Genomic DNA, 19,688 nt, shown 5'->3' on the forward strand with positions numbered 1-19,688 from the left:
TTCCTCGCTGCTCTGCGACCCGCGTCCCGACGAGGGGGCTCAGCCGAGTCCCAGTTCCTCGTCGATCAGCGCGAACATCTCGTCGTCACTCGCCGAGGCGAGTTCGACGTCCGCGCCCTCCCGGTCACGGCCGTCCTCCAGAGTCCACAGGAACGAGGACAGCTTTTTGACCAGTTTTGCTCTGGTATCCGGGTCCGGCGGTGCCGCGGCGAGCGCGGCCTCCAGCTTGGCCAGCTCGGTCAGCGCCGCCGGTTCCCGCTCGCCCGTGCCGAGCAGGGTCAGCAGGTACCTGGCGAGTTCCACCGGGGTGGCGTGGTCGAAGATCAGCGTGGCAGGCAGTGCCAGCCCGGTCCGGGCCGCGAGCAGGTTACGTAGTTCCACGCCGGTCAGCGACGTCATGCCGATGTCGAGGAAACCGCGTTCACGGTCCACTTCGGCCGGTGTGTCGTGGCCCAGAACCGCGGCGACCTCCCGGGTGACCACGTCGACCAGCAACGCTTCCTGTTCGGCGGGGTCGCGCCCGGCCAGTCGCCCGGCCAGCGCCGGGCCCGCGGCGCTCACCGGTTCACCCTGCCCGGCCGCGGTGCGGCGGAGCGGGCCGCGGACCAGGCCGCGCAGGATGCCCGGCACCACGCCCCTGCCGACGGCCCGCAGGTCCAGCGGTGCGGCGACCACCAATGCCCGCGGCACCTCGACCGCGGTGTCCAGCAACGCGAGCCCCCGCTCCGGCGTGATCGGCACCAGCCCGAGCCTGCGGAGCCTGGCCCGGTCCGCCGCCGCCAGGTCGCCGGTCAGACCACTGGACTCCCATGGCGCCCAGGCGATCGACGTGGCGGGCAGGCCGAGGGCGTGGCGGCGCTGCGCCAGCCCGTCGAGGAAGGCGTTGGCCGCGGCGTAGGCGGCCTGTCCCGGGCTGCCCACCACCCCGGAGAAGCCGGAGAACAACACGAACGCGTCGAGATCCAGGTCGCCGGTCAGCTCGTGCAGGTGCACGGCGGCGTCCAGCTTGGGGCGCAGCACGTCGCCGATGCGGTCACCGGTGAGGCCGGTGACCAGGCTGTCGTCGAGGACACCGGCCAGGTGCACGACGCCGGTCAGCGGGTGCTCGGCCGGCAGCGTGGCGAGCAGGGCAGCCAGCGACTCCCGGTCGGCGACGTCGCACGCCTCGACGCGCACCCGCGCGCCCAGCGTGGTGAGTTCCCCGGCGAGGGCGGCCGCGCCCGGTGCGTCCGGGCCACGGCGGCCGGCGAGCACCAGGTGCCGCACGCCGTGCCGGGCGACCAGGTGCCGGGCGACCTCGGCGCCGAGTGCGCCGGTGCCGCCGGTGACCAGGACGGTGCCGTCCTCCCGCCAGCGCGGGGCGGGGCCGGACGCCTCGGCCCGGGCGAGCCGGGGGGTCGTGACGTGGCCGTCGCGGACCGCGAACTGCTGCTCGTCCGGAGCCGAGGCCAGGGCGTCGAGCAGCGCCGCGGCCGAGCCGGGTGCGTCGTCGAGGTCGGCGAGGACCAGGCGGCCCGGGTGTTCGGACTGCGCGGAACGCACCAGCCCCCACACCCCGGCGGCTGCCAGCCCGGTCACCTCGTCGCCGGGTGCGGCGGCGACCGCGTGCCTGGTCAGCAGGACCAGCCGGGCACCGGCGAACCGCTCGTCCCGCAGCCAGGCCACCACCTGTTCCCATGCGGTGACCACGGCGCGGTGGCCGGTGCCGGGCAGGTCGCCGGGCTCCGCCCCGACCGGCAGCAGCACGACCTCGGGTGCGGTGGCGTCCGCGGCCAGGCCGTCGGCCAGTTCCGCCACGGTGGTGGCGGACGTCCGGGGCACGCCGTGGTCGCCGACCGGGTCGGTGCCGAGCAGTAGCCACCGGTCGGCGGCCGCGGCCCGCGGGGCCGCCGGGGTGAGCGGGGTCCAGCACAGCTCGTACACCCCGTCCACGGCGGTCGCCGGTTCCGGCTTCAGCTCCACCGACTCGACCACCGCCACCGGGGCACCCGTGCCGTCGGCGGCGGTGACGGAGACCGTCCCGGTGCCGCTCACCCGCACCCGCAGCGTGGTGGCGCCACCGGCGACGACCGACACTCCCCGCCAGGCGGCGCCGTAGAACGGTTCGCCGTCGGCGGCCCCGAGCTGCACGGCGGCCCGCAGCAGCACGGGGTGCAGCACGAACCGGGCGGCGTCGGGGAAGTCCGGCTCGGGCAGGACCAGCTCGGCGAGCAGGTCGCCGTCGTGCCGCCAGGCGCGGGTGAGCACGCCGGCGACGTCGTTCAGGCCGGTCACGTCGGCGGGTTCGGCGTCCGGCGGCGGCCACTGGCCCAATTCCCGGCCGGGGACGGGGGCGGGCGCCAGGAGCCCTGCCGCGTACCGGGTCCACGGCTCGTCCGTCCCCTGTGGACGGGCATGGACGGCGACCGGCCGCCGGTCCGTCTCGCCGGCGGCGCCGGCCGTCACCTGCACCTGGAGGTCGTCTGCCGGGGGTGGCCGCTCGACGGTCAGCTCGGTCAGCGTGGCGCAGCCGACCTGCTCGCCCGCCCGCAGGGCGAGTTCCACGAACACCGTCTCGGCCCACGGCAGGGTGCGGGCGGACAGCACGCCGGTGAGCACCGTCTCGCCCGACCCGGCCAGCTCGACCTCGGCGCCGAGCAACGGGTGTGTGGTCGCGGCCAGGCCGAGCCCCACCGGGTCGCCGGCGGCCGCGTCCGGGGCGAGCCAGTAACGCCGGTGCTGGAACGCGTACGTCGGCAGATCCACTGTGGACACGTCGGTTCCGGCGTAGGCCGCCGCCCAGTCGACGTCACCGCCGCGTGCCCACAGCTGCCCGATGGAGGTCAGCAGCCGCCGCAGGCCGCCGTCGTCGCGCCGGATGCTGCCGGTCACCACGGCCCCGCCGCCCAGTGCCTGGTCGATCTCGGCGGCCAGCACGGGGTGCGGGCCCAGCTCGACGAAACAGTCGTGGCCTGCCTCGGCGAGCGCGGCGACGCCCGGCGCGAACCGGACCTGCTCACGCAGGTTGCGGTACCAGTACTCGGCGTCCAGGACCGCGGTGTCCAGCTGCCCGCCGGTCACGGTCGAGTGGAACGGCACGTCCCCGGTCCGCGGGGTGATCGGCGCCAGCACCTCGCGCAGGCGCCCGGCCAGCGACTCCACCTGGGCGGAGTGCGAGGCGTAGTCGACCGGCAGGACCCTGGCCCGGTGCCCGTCGGCCACGCAGGAGGCGACCAGCTCCTCGACCGCGGCGACCTCGCCGGACACGACGACGGCCGACGGCCCGTTGACCGCGGCGACCGACACCCGGCCGCCGAACGGTTCGAGCCGGCGGTCCACCTCGCCGGCGGGCAGGGCCAGCGAGGCCATCGCCCCGTGGCCGGACAGCGCCTCGGCGATCGCCAGGCTGCGCCTGGCCACCACGAGCGCACCGTCCTCGATGGACAGTCCACCGGCGACGACCGCGGCGGCGACCTCACCCTGGGAGTGCCCGATCACGACGTCCGGATGCACACCGTGCGAACGCCACACCGCCGCCAGCGACACCATCACCGCCCACAGCACCGGCTGCACGACGTCCACCCTGGCCAGTGCGGCGTCGTCGGCGAGCACGTCCGGCAGCGACCAGTCGACGTGCGGGGCCAGGGCGCGGGCACAGTCGGCCATGGACGCGGCGAACACCGGCGATTCGGCCAGCAGTTCCCTGCCCATGCCGACCCACTGAGCGCCCTGCCCGGGGAAGACGAACACCGTCCCGCCCGGCCGGGCGGCCAGGCCGGTCACCACACCCGGCGACGGGCGGTCGGTGGCCACGGCGGCCAGCCCGGCGGTCAGCTCGCCCACGGTGGAACCGACGACCACCGCCCGGTGCGGCATGGCCGCCCTGCTCGTGGCCAGCGAGAATCCGACGTCGCCCAGCCGGGGTGGGTTCGTGGTGGCGAGGACACCGGCCAGCCGGTCCGCCTGCGCACGCAGCGCGGTCGCGGACCTGGCCGACACGACCCAGGCGACGGTGTCCGGCGCGGGTTCGGCACCGGGCCGGCGGACCGCCGGGGGCGCCTGTTCGAGGATCACGTGCGCGTTGGTGCCGCTGATCCCGAACGAGGACACCCCGGCCCGCCGGGGGCCGTCCTTCTCCGGCCAGGGCCGCTCGCCGGTGACCAGCTCGACCGCTCCCGCCGACCAGTCCACATGGGACGACGGCTGCTCGGCGTGCAGGGTCTTCGGGACGATCCCGTGCCGCATGGCCAGCACCATCTTGATCACCCCGGCGACCCCGGCCGCGGCCAGGGTGTGCCCCAGGTTCGACTTCACCGACCCGAGCAGCAGCGGGGTTTCCCGGTCCTGGCCGTAGGTGTGCAGGAGAGCGTTGGCCTCGATCGGGTCGCCCAGCGCGGTACCCGTGCCGTGTGCCTCGACCACGTCGATGTCCGTTGTGGACAGATCGGAGTTGGCCAGTGCCTGGCGGATCACCCGCTGCTGGGACGGGCCGTTGGGGGCGGTCAGGCCGTTGCTGGCGCCGTCGGAGTTCACCGCCGAGCCGCGGACGACCGCCAGCACCTGGTGCCCGTTACGCCGGGCGTCGGACAGCCGCTCGACCAGCACCAGTCCGACGCCCTCGGCGAGGACCATGCCGTCGGCGCCCTCGCCGAACGCCTTGCACCGGCCGTCGCCGGACAGCGCGTTCTGCCTGCTGAACCCGACCCACGGGTCGGTCGTGGGCATCACGGTCACGCCGCCGGCCAGCGCGAGTGCCGACTCGCCGCTGCGCACGGACTGGCAGGCCATGTGCAGGGCCACCAGCGACGAGGAACAGGCGGTGTCCACGGTGAGCGCGGGGCCCTCCAGGCCGTACAGGTAGGCGATCCGGCCGGAGAGCAGGCTGGCGATGGTGCTGGTGACGAGGTGGGCGTCGTCGGTGTGCCGCACCGAGCCGTAGTCCTGCTGGCTGGCTCCGACGAAGGTGCCGGTCCGGCTGCCGCGCAGGGTGGCGGGGTCGATCCCGGCCCGTTCGAAGGTCTCCCAGACGGTCTCCAGCAGCAGGCGCTGCTGCGGGTCCATGGTCAGCGCCTCGCGCGGGGAGATGCCGAAGAATCCGGCGTCGAAGTCGGCGGCGCCGGTCAGGAAACCGCCGTGCCTGCTGTAGGAGGTTCCGGGCTGGTCCGGGTCGCCGAACAGGGCGTCGAGGTCCCAGCCGCGGTCGGCCGGCAGCTCGGTGATCGCGTCTGCCCCGGCGGTGAGCAACCGCCACAGGTCCTCCGGGTCACGCACGCCGCCCGGGTAACGGCAGCTCATCGCGATGATGGCGACCGGCTCGTCGGTAGCCGCGGTGGCGGTGACCGGCTCGGCGGTGGCAGGCGCGGCACCGAGGACGAGGCCGAGCAGGAACTCGCTGAGCGCGCCGGGGTCGGGGTGGTCGAACACCATCGTGGCCGGTAGCGGCGTCCCGGCGAGGCGGCTCAGCCGGTCCCGCAGGTCGACCGCGGTGAGCGAGTCGAACCCGATCTCCCGGAACGGCAGGTCGGCCGGAATCGCGTCGGCGGACGGGTGCCCGAGCACCTGCGCCGCCTGCGCACGCACCAGGTCCAGCACGGTCCGCCACCGCTCGCCCGCGGGCTGCGCACGCAGCCGGGCAGCCAGCTCGCCGGTGCCGGGGGTGCCGGGGACGGCCCGGTCCAGCTCGCGGACCTCGGGCACCTCGTCGAACAGCCGGCTGGGCCGGGTGGAGGTGAACACCGGGTGGAAGCGGTCCCAGGCGACGTCGGCGACGGTGAGCAGGGTGTCGTCGTCGTCGAGTGCCCGCCGCAGGGCGACCAGGGCGGGGTCGCGGTCCATCAGCAGCAGGCCGCTGCGGACGATCCGCTCGAACGGCTCCCTGTCCAGCTCGTCCCGCCACGGGCCCCAGGACACCGAGGTGGCGGGCAGGCCGCGGTCCCGCCGGTTGCGGGCGAGCGCTTCGAGGTAGGCGTTGGCGGCGGCGTAGGCGGCGTTGTCACCGCTGCCCCAGACGCCGGCGACCGACGAGTACAGCACGAACGAGTCGAGCGTGCCGTCGCACAGTTCGTCGAGGTTGCGGGCCCCGGCGACCTTCGCGCCGATCACGCCCGCGAGGTCGTCGGGTCCGGTCTCCGCGATCGGCCCGAGCTGGACGGCCACCGCGGCGTGCAGGATGTTGCGTAGCTCGTGCCCGTCCTCGGCCAGCCGGGTGAGCAGGCCCGCCAGCGCGGACCGGTCGGCGATGTCGCAGGCCTCGACGGTGACCTTGGTGCCCAGCCCGGCCAGCTCATCGGCCAGTGCCTCGGCGCCCGGCGCGGCGAGTCCGCTCCTGCTGACCAGCACGAGGTGCTCGGCGCCCTGCCCGGCCAGCCAGCGGGCGAGGAACCCGCCGAGAACGCCGGTGCCGCCGGTGATCAGCGTGGTGCCCCGCGGAGTCCAGGTCCGTTTCGCCGCCCGGCCGCGGGGTGCCCGCACCAGCCGCCGGGCGAGCAGGCCGGAGCCACGCAGGGCCACCTGGTCCTCGCCGGGCGGGCCGGCCAGCAGGTCGACCAGGCGGCGAGTGGCGGGTTCGTCGAGCGTCGGCGGCAGGTCGACGAGCCCGCCCCAGCGGTGCGGGTGTTCCAGTGCGGCCACGTAGCCGAGGCCGTGTACCTGCGCCTGCAGCGGGTGGCCGAGCGGGTCGTCCGCGCCGGTGGACACGGCACCGGTGGTCAGGCACCAGAGCCGCGCGGTGCTGCCGTCGAGTGCCTGGATGAGGGCCAGGGTCAGCGCGAGACCGGTGGTCAGGACAGGATGGCCGGGGCTGGGCCGCTCGGCGAGGGCGAGCAGCGACACGACCCCGGTGATCCCGTCGAGGTCGCCGAGCCGGGTCCGCACCTGGGCCGGGTCGGTGAGCGTGACGTGCCGGACGTCGGCGCCACGTGCGGCGAGCGCGCCGGCGATGCCGTCCGCGACGGTGGTGCCGTCCTCCGGTGTGGTGACGAGCAGCCAGGTGCCCGCCGGGTCGGCGGGCTGGATCCCGCGCACCGGCCGCCAGGTGACGCGGTAGCGCCAGGAGTCCACTGTGGAGTCGACGCGGGCGGTCTCCCGCCAGGAGGTCAGCGCCGGGATGACGACGCCGAGGGCCTGTTCGTCGACGCCGAGCCGGGTGGCGAGGGTGGCCACGTCCTCCCGCTCGACGGCTGCCCAGAACGGGTCCGTGCTCGGCCGGTCCGCGGGCTCGGGCCAGTACCGCTCGTGCTGGAAGGGGTAGGTCGGCAGGTCGACGATGGAACCGCCGGTGAGGAATGGCCGCCAGTCGACCGGCGTCCCGGCGACGTACAGGGTGGCGAGTGCCCGCAGCGCGGCCTCCTCCTCGCCGGTGTCCTTGCGCAGGACCGGGGCCGCGACGGCGTCGTCGCGGAGCCCGCGCACGGCGGCCGTCAGGGAGCCGTCGGGGCCGAGTTCCAGGAACCGGGTGGCGCCGGACCGCGTGACGGCGTCGGCGAACCGTACCGCCTGACGGACCTGCCGCACCCAGTAGCCCGGCGACCCGAACACCTCTTCGGTGTCCACAGTGGATTCGACGGGGATCTCGGGCTCGCGCACGGTGATCCCGTCGATGGCGGCGGCGAACCCGGCCAGCATCGGTTCCATCAGCGGCGAGTGGAACGCGTGGCTGGTAGCCAGCCTCCGGGTCCTGCGACCGGCGTCGCGCCACCGGCCCTCCAGAACGGCGATCTCGTCCTCGTCGCCGGACAGCACCACGGCCCGCGGGCCGTTCACCGCGGCGATGCTCACCCGGTCGCCGAGGTCGCCGATCTCGTCCTCGGCCGCTTCGACGGCGAGCATGGCTCCACCGGCGGGCAGTGCCCGCATCAGGCGGGCCCGTGCGGACACGACGGCACAGGCGTCGGCCAGTGACAGCACACCGGCGACATGCGCGGCGGCCAGCTCGCCGATGGAGTGCCCGACCAGGACGTCCGGCCGCACACCCCACGACTGCACCAGACGGAACAAGGCCACCTCAAGGGCGAACAACGCGGGCTGTGCCCAGCCTGTGTCCTCGACATCCTCGCCCGACACCGGCAGGTCCAGCTCGGCCGCCACCGCGTCGAACGCCTCCGCGAACACCGGGAACCGCTCATAGAGTTCCCGGCCCATGCCCAGCCGCTGCGAACCCTGACCCGAGAACACGAACGCGGTGCGCCCGGTCCCGGCCACACCCCGCGCGATCTCGACCGGCTCATCGCCAGCCAGCAGCACGGCGCGGTGCTCGAACACCGACCGGCCGGCCACCAGCGAGAAACCCACATCCACCGGCGACGCCTCTACCGTCGCCAGGCGAGCGATCTGCTCACCCAGGGCCGCCTCACTCCGCGCCGACACCACCCACGGCACCAGCCCCTCACCCGGCGCATCCCCACGCTGCTCGTCCGGCCCCTGCTCCAGCACCACGTGCGCGTTCGTGCCGCTGAGGCCGAAGGAGGACACGGCGGCGCGGCGGGGGCGGCCGGCGGACGGCCAGTCCACCGGCTCGGTCACCAGCTCGACGGCGCCGGAGTCCCAGTCCACATGCGACGACGGGGTACCGGCGTGCAGGGTGCGGGGCACCGCGCCGTGCCGCATCGCCTGCACCATCTTGATCACGCCGGCGACCCCGGCGGCGGCCTGCGTGTGCCCCAGGTTCGACTTCACCGACCCCAGCAGCAACGGGACCTCACGATCCTGACCGTAGGTCGCCAGCAGCGCCTGCGCCTCGATCGGATCACCCAGCGGAGTACCCGTCCCGTGCCCCTCCACCACGTCGACGTCCGCCGTGGACAGTCCCGCCGCCGCCAGCGCCGACCGGATCACCCGCTGCTGCGACGGCCCGTTCGGCGCGGTCAACCCGTTGGAGGCACCATCCGAATTCACCGCCGAACCACGCACCACCGCCAGCACCCGGTGCCCGTTCCGCTCGGCATCCGACAACCGCTCCAGCACCAGCACACCCACGCCCTCCGACCAGCCGGTGCCGTCGGCGTCGTCGGAGAACGCCTTGCACCGTCCGTCGGGGGCGAGGCCGCCCTGCCGGGAGAAGGAGGCGAACACGGCCGGGGTCGACATGACGGTCACCCCGCCGGCCAGCGCCAGCGAGCACTCCCCCGACCGCAGCGCCTGCGCCGCCAGATGCAACGACACCAGCGACGACGAACACGCCGTGTCCACGGTCATCGCAGGCCCTTCCAGGCCGAGGTGGAACGCGACCCGGCCGGGCACAACGCTCGGCGACGTGCCGGTCACCAGATGTCCCTCGTACTCGGGTCCGAGCAGTGAGCCGTAGTCGCTGTACATCACCCCGGCGAACACCCCGGTCTGGCTGCCGCGCAGCGACGCCGGGTCGATGCCGGCACGTTCCAGCGCCTCCCACGACGTCTCCAGCAGCAACCGCTGCTGCGCGTCGGTCGCCACGGCCTCGCGCGGGCTCATCCCGAAGAACGCGGCGTCGAAGTCACCGGCGTCGTACAGGAAACCACCGGAGCGGACGTGGGAGGTGCCTGCCTGGTCGGGTGCGGGGCCGAAGAGGGCGTCCAGGTCCCAGCCACGTTCCCCGGGGAACTCGCCGATGCCGTCGCGGCCCTCGGCCAGCATGCGCCAGAGGTCCTCGGGAGAGGAGACACCGCCGGGGAACCGGCAGCCCATGCCGACGATCGCGATCGGCTCGTCCACCGCCACCGCGTTGGCGGTCACCTCGGCGGTCCCGGTTCCGAACAGTTCAGCGAGCAGGTGCTCCACCAGCACGTCGATCGTCGGGTAGTCGAACACCATCGTCGCGGGCAGCCGCAGCCCGGTCGCCGCGCCCAGTTCGTTACGCAGCTCGACGGCCGTCAGCGAGTCGAAGCCGAGGTCCCGGAACGACTCGGTGGCACCGACCGTGACGCCCTCGGCGTGCCCGAGCACGCCGGCCACCCGCGCCGCCACCAGCTCCCGCAGTGCCGGCGCGCGGTCCGGTTCCGGTAGCGCGGCCAGCGTCCGCACCAGCCCGTCGGCGGCGGCCGAGGCCCTGGCCGCGGCGCGGCGGCGCACACCGGCGAGCTCCCGCAGCAGCGGCGGCACCTCGGGCAGGCCGCGGAGCGCGACCGGGTCGACCGGCGCGGCGACCACCGCGCCGGACGCCTCGCGTACCGCGGCGTCGAACAACGCCAGGCCCTGGTCCACCGGCAGCGGACGGGACCCGATCCGCGCCAGCCGCTCCCAGTCCGCACCGGACATTCCGCCGGTGAGACCCGCTTCCCAGGCGCCCCAGGCAATGGAGAGGCCGGGCAGGCCGGTCGCGCGGCGGTACTCGGCGAACGCGTCGAGGAAGGCGTTGGCCGCCGCGTAGTTGCCCTGTCCCGGGCTGCCCAGCACACCGGCGGCCGAGGAGAACACCACGAACGCGGCCAGGTCGCGGTCGCGGGTGGCCTCGTGCAGGTGCCAGGCGGCGTCGACCTTGGGCGCCAGCGTGGTGGCGAGCCGTCGCGGGGTGAGCTGCTCGATCACGCCGTCGTCGAGGACACCAGCCGTGTGCACGACCGCGGTGAGCCGGTCGATTCCGTCCACCAGCGCGTGCACCGCGTCCCGGTCGGCCAGGTCACAGGCCACCACCTCGACGCCCAGCTCCGCCAGGTCGCCGGCGCCGGGGGCACCGGTGCCGCGGCGGCTGGCCACCACGACCCGCTGCCCCCGTCCGGCCAGGTGCGTGGCGAGCAGCCCGCCCAGCCCGCCGCCGCCGGTCACCAGCACCACGCCGTCGCGGTCCCATTCCGGCACCGGTCCGGCCGCGGCCTGCCGGGTCAGGCGGGGCCTCCGGGCCACCCCGTCGCGGACCACGAGCTGCGGCTCCTCGGCCAGCAGCGGCAACGCCCGGGCCAGGTCGCCGTCGGTCTCGACGTCCACCAGGGCGAACCGGCCGGGATGCTCGGACATCGCCGACCGGATCAGGCCCCACACCGCGGACGCGGCCAGGTCGCCCGCGCCGTCGACGGCACCGCGGGTCACGCACACCAGGGTCGAGTCCGCGAACCGCGGCTCGCTCAGCCACTCGTGCGCCACGTCCAGTACCCGCGTGGTCAGCTCGTGGACCGCCTCGGGTCCGCCGTCCGCACCGGTCACCGGGAACAGCACGACGTCCGGGACCGGATCGCCCCCGGCGAGTGCCGCGAGGCCACCCTCGCCGAGTTCGTCGACGACGGTCGTCTCCGCGAGCCCGGCCGGTTCCGGGGCGGGCAACCAGGTCAGGGTGAGCAGCCCGCCGTCCGGGCGCGGCGCGGCGTCCGGCAGCGTGGTCAACGCGCGGTCCCGCAGCCGGTCGACGGTGAGCACCGGCCGCCCGGTGACGTCGGCGGCCTCGATCGAGGTCGCGTCAGCACCGTCGCGCACCAGCCGCACGCGCAGCGTGGCGGCGCCGGAGGCGTGCAGGGACACCCCTTCCCAGGCGAACGGAAGCCGCTGCTCGCCGTCGTCGCGGCGGACCAGCGCCATGGCGTGCAGTGCGGCGTCCAGCAACGCCGGGTGCAGGCCGAACGCGTCCGCGTCGCCTGCCTCGTCCGGCAGCGCGACCTCGGCGAACACCTCGGCACCACGGCGCCACACCGCCCGCAGGCCCTGGAACACCGGCCCGTAACCGAAACCGGCGTCGGCGAGCCGGTCGTAGCAGTCCGCGGTGCCGACCGGGTCGGCACCGGCCGGGGGCCAGGCCGTGGCGAACCCGGTGTCCGCCAGGTGCTCGCCGGGGGCGACCGTTCCGTCCGCGTGCCGGACCCAGTCGCCGTCCAGCGATGACGGGGGCCGGGAGAACACGCGGACCTCGCGGCGCCCGGCGTCACCGGGCGGGCCCAGCCACACCTGGACGGCGACCTGGTCCTGCCCGGGAAGCACCAGCGGTGCCGACAGGGTCAGCTCCTCCACCCGGTCGCAGCCGACCTGGTCGGCTGCCCGCAGGACGAGTTCCAGGAACCCGGTTCCAGGGAACAGCACCACGTCCCGCACGACGTGGTCGGCCAGCCACGGATGGGTGGCCGCCGAGATCCGCCCGGTCACCAGGACGCTGCCGTCGTCGGCCGACGAGGTGACCGCGCCGAGCAGCGGGTGCTCGACCGGGACCAGCCCGAGCCCGGCCGCGTCACCGCCCTCGTTGCCACCGGCAGGCCAGTACCGCTCGTGCTGGAACGCGTAGGTCGGCAGGTCGACGACACGGGCAGCGGTGCCGGCGAAGACGCCGGCCCAGTCGACGGCGGCGCCCCGGACGTGCAGCGCCGCCACCGCCCGCAGGGCCGACTCATCCTCCGGTGTGTCCTTACGCACCAGGGGAACCGTGATCACGCCGGGCAGCGTCTCCGCGACCGCGGCACACAGCGCACCGCCGGGGCCGACCTCCAGGAACCGCACCGCGCCCTTCTCGCCGACGGCGCGCACGGCGTCGGCGAAGCGCACCGGCTCGCGTACCTGCCGCACCCAGTACTCGACGGTGCCGAACCGCAGTTCTTCGTCCACTGTGGACACCACGGGAATGTCCGCCTCGCGGACGGTGATCCCGTCGATGGCGGCGGCGAACCCGGCCAGCATCGGTTCCATCAGCGGCGAGTGGAACGCGTGGCTGGTCGCCAGCGTGCGGGTCCGTTCGAACCGGTCCGCGACCGCCGCCACGGCCTCGGCGGTGCCGGACAGCACCACGGCGTCCGGGCCGTTCACGGCCGCGATCGACACGCCGCCGGTGAGCAACGGCAGCACCTCGGCCTCCGCGGCGCGGACCGCGACCATCACGCCACCGGGCGGCAGCTCCTGCATCAGGCGGGCCCGCGCGGACACCACGGCGCAGGCGTCGGCCAGCGACAGCACCCCGGCCACGTGCGCGGCGGCCAGCTCACCGATCGAATGCCCCACCAGGAAGTCCGGGCGTACCCCCCACGACTCGACGAGGCGGAACAACGCCACCTCGAACGCGAACAACGCGGGCTGCGCCCAGCCCGTCTCGGTCAGCAGGGCGTCGTCGGCTCCCCAGACGACCTCCCGCAGCGGCTCGCCCAGTCCGGCCAGCACCGCGTCGAACGCCTCCGCGAACACCGGGAACCGCTCGTACAGCTCGCGGCCCATGCCCAGCCGCTGCGTACCCTGACCGGAGAACACGAACGCGGTCCGGCCGGCCAGCACCGAGCCCCTGGCGACCTCGGCAGGTTCACCGGCGCCGGCCAGCAGCACGGCCCGCTGGTCGAACAAGGCCCGCGAGGTCGCCAGCGAGAACCCGACGTCGGCAGGCGGCGCGTCCATCTCGGCCAGCCGGGCGATCTGGTCGCGCAGCGCCGCTTCCGTCTTCGCCGACACCACCCAGGGCACCAGCCCGGGACGGCCACCTTCCGCCGACGGCTGCGGGACCGGGGCTGGCGCTTCGAGAATCACGTGGGCGTTCGTGCCGCTGATCCCGAACGACGACACGGCCGCACGGCGCGGGTGGCCGGCGGACGGCCACTCCACCGGCTCGGTCACCAGCTCGACCGCACCCGCCGACCAGTCCACCCGCGACGACCGGCCGTCGGCGTGCAGTGTCCGGGGGACGCGGCCGTGCCGGAACGCCAGCAGCATCTTGATCACCCCGGCCACCCCGGCGGCCGCCTGGGTGTGGCCGAGGTTGGACTTCACCGACCCCAGCAGCAGTGCCCGTTCCCGGTCCTGCCCGTAGGTCGCCAGCAGCGCCTCCGCCTCGATCGAGTCACCGAGGGTGGTGCCGGTGCCGTGCCCCTCGACCACGTCGACGTCGGCAGGGGACAACCCGGCACTACGCAGCGCCCGGCGGATCACCCGCTGCTGGGCCGGCCCGTTCGGCGCGGTCAGGCCGTTGGAGGCGCCGTCCTGGTTGACCGCGCTGCCCCGCAGCACGCCGAGCACCCGGTGCCCGTTGCGGTGCGCGTCGGACAGCCGCTCCAGCACCAGCATCCCGACGCCCTCCGACCAGCCGACCCCGTCGGCAGTCTCGGCGAACGACTTGCACCGCCCGTCCGGGGCCAGCCCGCCCTGCCGGGAGAACTCGACGATCGTGCTCGGCGTCGACATGACGGTCACGCCACCGGCCAAGGCCAGCGAGCACTCCCCCGACCGCAGCGCCTGCGCCGCCAGATGCAACGACACCAGCGACGACGAACACGCCGTGTCCACGGTCACCGCGGGACCTTCCAGCCCGAGTGCGTAGGAGACCCGCCCGGACACCACGCTCGGCGCGCTGCCGGTGCCCTTGTACCCCTCGAACCGCGCGTCCAGCCGGGTCTTGTAGTCGCTGTACATCACCCCGGCGAACACGCCGGTCTGGCTGCCGCGCAACGACGCCGGGTCGATCGCCGAGCGTTCCAGCGCCTCCCAGGACACCTCCAGCAGCAGCCGCTGCTGGGCGTCGGTGGCCATGGCCTCGCGCGGTGACATCCCGAAGAACCCCGCGTCGAAGTCACCGGCGTCGTACAAGAACCCGCCGGAGTGGGTGTGCTCGCGCAGGGCGGGCACGTCCCAGCCGCGGTCGGCGGGCAGCTCGCCGATCGCGTCGGTGCCGTCGGCCACCAGCCGCCACAGGTCCTCCGGCGAACGCACCCCGCCCGGGTAGCGGCAGGCCATGCCGACGACGACGATCGGGTCGCCGGTCACCGCCTCCGGGGTACCGGCGTCGGGCGCGAGCGCGTCACCGGCGCCGAGCAGTTCGGTGTGCAGGTGCTCGACCAGCGCGTCGGTGGTCGGGAAGTCGAACACGAGCGCGGTGGGCAGCCGCAGCCCGGTCGCGGCGGTCAGCTCGTTGCGTAGCTCGACGGCCATCAGCGAGTCGAAGCCCAGCTCACGGAACGTCCGGTCGAGGTCGACCGGGCCGGTGCCGGTGTGCCCGAGCACGGCGGCGACCCGGCCGCGGACCAGTTCGGCCAGCACCTCGGTCCGTTCCCCCGCCGGCAACGCCACCAGCCGCCGCACCAGGCCGTCGGCGGTGGCCGAACCACGCGCGGCAGCGCGGCGGCGCACGCCGGCGAGGTCGCGCAGCGGCGCGGGCACCGTCGCCTGCGCCCGCAGCGCGGCGAGGTCCAGCGGAGTCGCCAGCACCGCGGCCGGCCCCCCGGCGACGGTGGCGTGGTCGAACAGGGCCATGCCGTCGGCGACCGGCATCGGCCGGAAGCCGCTGCGTGCCACCCGCTCCCAGTCCACTGCGGACAGACCGGTGGTGAGCCCGGTCTCCCAGGCACCCCAGGCGATCGACACGGCGGGCAGCCCGGCCGCGCGCCGGTGGGCGGCCAGGGCGTCGAGGAACGCGTTCGCCGCGGCGTAGTTGGCCTGCCCGGCCGCGCCGTACACCCCGGCCGCCGAGGAGAACAGCACGAACCCGGCCAGTGGCAGGTCCCTGGTGGCCTCGTGCAGGTGCCAGGCCGCGTCGGCCTTCGGGCCGAGCACGGCGGCGAGCCTGCCGGGGGTCAGCGACGCCACCACGCCGTCGTCGACGACACCGGCGGCGTGCACGACAGCGGTCAGCGGCCGGTCCGCACCGGACTCGGCCACCAGGGCCCGTACCGCGTCCCGGTCAGTCAGGTCGCCGGCGAGCACCCTGACCCGGGTTCCCCGCCCGGCCAGCTCGGCCACCAGCTCCGGCATGCCGTCGGCATCCGGGCCGCGCCTGCCGGCCAGCACCAGGTTCGTGAAGCCCTGCCCGGCCAGGTGCCTGGCCAGCTCCCTGCCGATCCCGCCGGTGCCGCCGGTGATCAGCACCGTGCCGTCGCGGTCCCAGCCCGCGCCGCCGTCCACCGGATCGGCCCGGCGCAGCCGCGGCACACACACCCGGCCGTCGCGCACCGCCAGCTGCGGCTCGTCGGCGCTCAGCGACGGCAGGGCGAGGGTGACGTCGTCGCCGGACTCCGCGGCGAGCAGCCCGAACCGGCCCGGGTGCTCGGCGGCCGCCGAGCGCACCAGGCCGCCGACGGCGGCGGCCACCAGGTCCCCGGCGCCGTCGGTCACCAGCACCAGCCGGGACCCGGCGCACCGCTCGTCGGTGACCCAGCGGCGCACCAGCGCCAGCACGCGGGCGGTCGCTTCGTGGACGGCAGGCACCGTCTCGGCAGGTCCGCCCCGGCCGCGAACGTCGACCAGGACGGCGTCGGGCAGCGGGTCGGGCAGGTCGCCCGTGCCGTCCCACCAGGCGGTCCCGGCCGGCGCCTGCCCCGGGGAACGTGGCGGCACCCAGTCCACCACGAACAACCCGTCCGGTCCGGTGGCCACCGGTTCCGCGGCGCGCAGCGCCACCCTGCCCACGGACAGCACCGGTGCCCCGGTGGCGTCCGTGGCGACCAGCGTGACACCGCCGTCGCCGTCCGGGGTGATCCGGACGCGTAGCTCGGCTGCACCCACGGCATACAGCGAGACGTCCTCCCAGCCGAACAGCAGCCGGCGCCTGCCCTCCGCCGGGACGATGAACGGCAGGGCGTGCATCGCGGCGTCCAGCAGTGCCGGGTGTACCCCGTAGGCCTCGGCGTCGCGGACCTGATCGGGAAGCGCGACCTCGGCGAACAGCTCGTCGCCGCGGCGCCACGCCGCACGCAGGCCCTGGAAGACCGGGCCGTAGTCGAAGCCGGGCTCGGCAGCACGCTCGTAGAAGCCGGTGACGTCCAGCGCCGTCGCGCCGGGCGGTGGCCACCGCGTCGCCACCGGGTCGGCGGGGCGCGCGTCCGGCGCCAGCTGACCGGTGGCGTGCCGGGTCCAGTCCTGGCCGGTCGCGTCGGCGGGGCGGGAGTACACCGCGACGGGCCGGGTGCCGTGCTGCTGTTCGGCCCCGACCCAGACGTGTACCTGGACCGCACCGGGCCCGTCGAGGACCAGCGGGGCGAGCAGGGTCAGCTCGGTGACCCGGCCGCAGCCGGCCTCGTCGCCCGCGCGGATCGCCAGTTCCAGCAGGGCGGTACCGGCGAGCAGCACCCGGCCGTCCACCACGTGATCGGCCAGCCACGGATGGGTGGCGACCGAGAGCAGGCCGGTGAACAGCACGCCGTTGGCGTCGGCCAGGGTCGCCCTGGCGGCGAGCAACGGGTGCCCGGCGACCTCCAGGCCCAGGCCGGTCGCGTCGGCGGCGCGGGCCCGCGCCGCCGGCCAGAACCGCTGGTGCTCGAACGGGTAGGTCGGCAGGTCCACTGTGGACGCCCCGGTGCCGGCGTAGAAGGCATGCCAGTCGACCGGGACGCCGGTGACCGTCAGCGTCGCCAGCGCGCGGACCGCGCTCTCCTCCTCCGGCCGCTCACCACGCAGTACCGGCACGGTCACCGCGTCCGGCAGGCAGGCCTGCACGGCCGCGCACAGGCTTCCGTCCGGTCCCAGTTCCAGGAAGCGGGCGACGGTGCTCATCCCGCCGACGGCGTCGGCGAACCGCACCGGCTCGCGTACCTGCCGCACCCAGTACTCCGCGGTACCGAACCGCGCCTCGGTGTCCACAGTGGACACGATGGGAATGTCCGCCTCGCGCGCGGTGATCCCGCCGATCGCCCGCGCGAACTCCGCCAGCATCGGCTCCATCAGCGGCGAGTGGAACGCGTGACTGGTCCGCAGCGTCTTCGCGTCGGCGAACCGGTCCGCCACCGCCAGGACGGCGTCCCGGTCACCGGAGAGCACGACCCGGTCCGGGCCGTTCACCGCGGCCACCACGACCCCTTCGGTGAGTAACGGCAGCACCTCGCTCTCGCTCGCCCGCACGGCGACCATCGCCCCGCCGGGCGGCAGGTTCCGCATCAGCCGGGCACGGGCCGACACCACCGCGCACGCGTCGGCCAGCGAGAGCACGCCGGCCACGTGCGCGGCGGCCAGCTCACCGATCGAGTGCCCCACCAGGAAGTCCGGCCGGACACCCCAGGACTCGAACAGGCGGAACAACGCCACCTCGAAGGCGAACAACGCGGGTTGTGCCCACCCGGTGTCCGCCAGTGCGGCCGGGTCCTCACCCCACATGACGTCCCGCGGCGCGGGGTCCAGCTCGGCCAGCACCGCGTCGAACGCCTCGGCGAAGACGGGGAACCGGCGGTGGAGTTCCCGGCCCATGCCCAGCCGCTGCGAACCCTGACCGGAGAAGACGAACGCCGTCCTGCCCGCCCGCACGGCACCACGCACGACGTCCGGGTCCGGCTCGTCCCGTGCGATGGCGGCCAGCGCCCGCTGGGCGCTCGCGCGGTCGGCGGCGAGCACGACCGCCCGCCGCTCGAACGCCGCACGCGCGGTGGCCAGCGAGTACCCGACGTCGCACAGTGAGCCGTCCACTGCCGCCAGGCGCGCCGCCTGGTCGCGCAGTGCCGGTTCGGTTCGCGCGGACAGCACCCATGGAACCACCCCGGGCGGCACACCGGGCTCCCGCTCCGACGCCGGCGGGGCCTGCTCGATCACCACGTGCGCGTTCGTCCCGCTGATGCCGAACGACGACACCGCCGCCCGCCGTGGCCGGTCCACCGCGGGCCACGGGACCTGCTCGGTCAGCAGTTCCACCGAACCGGCGGACCAGTCCACATGCGACGACGGGGTGTCCACGTGCAGGGTCCGCGGCGCGACGCCCTCCCGGACCGCCAGCACCGCCTTGATCACCCCGGCCACGCCTGCCGCGCCGAGCGTGTGCCCGAGGTTGGACTTGACCGAGCCGATCAGCAGCGGATGTGCCCGGTCCCCGCCGTAGGCGCGGATGGCCGCCTGCGCCTCGATGGGATCGCCCAGTCGGGTTCCGGTGCCGTGTGCCTCCAGCAGGTCGACGTCGCCGGGGAACAGCTCCGCGTCGGCCAGCGCCGCCCTGATCACCCGTTCCTGCGCCGGCCCGTTCGGCGCGGTCAGCCCGTTGGACGCGCCGTCGGAGTTGGTCGCGGACCCCCGCACCACCGCGAGGACCCGGTGGCCGTTGCGCCGCGCCTCCGACAGCCGCTCCAGCACCAGCACGCCCACGCCCTCCGACCAGCCGACGCCGTCGGCCGCCTCGGAGAACGCCTTGCACTGCCCGTCCGCGGCCAGCCCGCCGTGCCGGGCGAACTCCGCGAACTGCGCGGGCGTGGACAGCACGGTCACCCCGCCTGCCAGCGCCAGCGAGCACTCCCCCGCCCGCAGCGCCCGCACCGCGAGGTGCAGCGCCACCAGCGACGACGCGCAGGCCGTGTCCACCGACACCGCCGGGCCCTCCAGGCCGAGCGCGTAGGCCACCCGGCCGGACGCGAGGCCCGGCCTGCTGCCGATGCCCTGGTAGCCGCGGAACTCGTCGGGGTCGAGGAGGTCGCCGTAGTCGCTGTAGACCACGCCGGTGAACACCGCGGTCCGGCTGCCGCGCAACGAGTTCGGGTCGATCGAGGCCCGTTCCAGCGCCTCCCAGGACACCTCCAGCAGCAACCGGTGCTGGGCGTCGGTCGACATCGCCTCCCGTGGCGACATCCCGAAGAACGCGGGGTCGAAGTCGGCCGCCCCGTCGAGGAAACCGCCCACTCCCGGCTCGACGGGCTCCCAGCCGCGGTCCGCGGGGAACGGCGAGATCGCGTTCCCGCCGGAGGTCACCAGCCGCCACAGGTCCTCGGGTGAGGTGATCCCGCCGGGGTAGCGGCAGCCCATGCCCACGATGGCGATCGGCTCGCGGTCGCGGGCCTCCAGTTCCTCGACCCGCTGCCGGGCGCGGCGCAGGTCGACGGTGACCCGCCGGAGGTAGTCGACAACCTGGTCCGTGTCCTCACTCATGGCCTGCCACAACCCCGTTC

The 19,688-nt window shown here is 75.1% G+C and carries 1 protein-coding gene; it reads right to left on the bottom strand.

What is annotated here, in order from left to right; all coding sequences use genetic code 11:
- Nucleotides 1-39 precede the first annotated feature (39 nt).
- Nucleotides 40-19,668, bottom strand: a complete 19,629-nt coding sequence (locus tag EWH70_RS12530; protein WP_130475490.1) for a type I polyketide synthase — start codon at nt 19,666-19,668, stop codon at nt 40-42.
- Nucleotides 19,669-19,688: the final 20 nt, after the last annotated feature.

Source organism: Amycolatopsis suaedae, assembly GCF_004214935.1.
Taxonomy (GTDB): Bacteria; Actinomycetota; Actinomycetes; order Mycobacteriales; family Pseudonocardiaceae; genus Amycolatopsis; species Amycolatopsis suaedae.

Coding starts and splice junctions, on each gene's coding strand:
- EWH70_RS12530 (WP_130475490.1), bottom strand. CDS start 19,668: ATGAGTGAGGACACGGACCAGGTTGTCGACTACCTCCGGCGGGTCACC.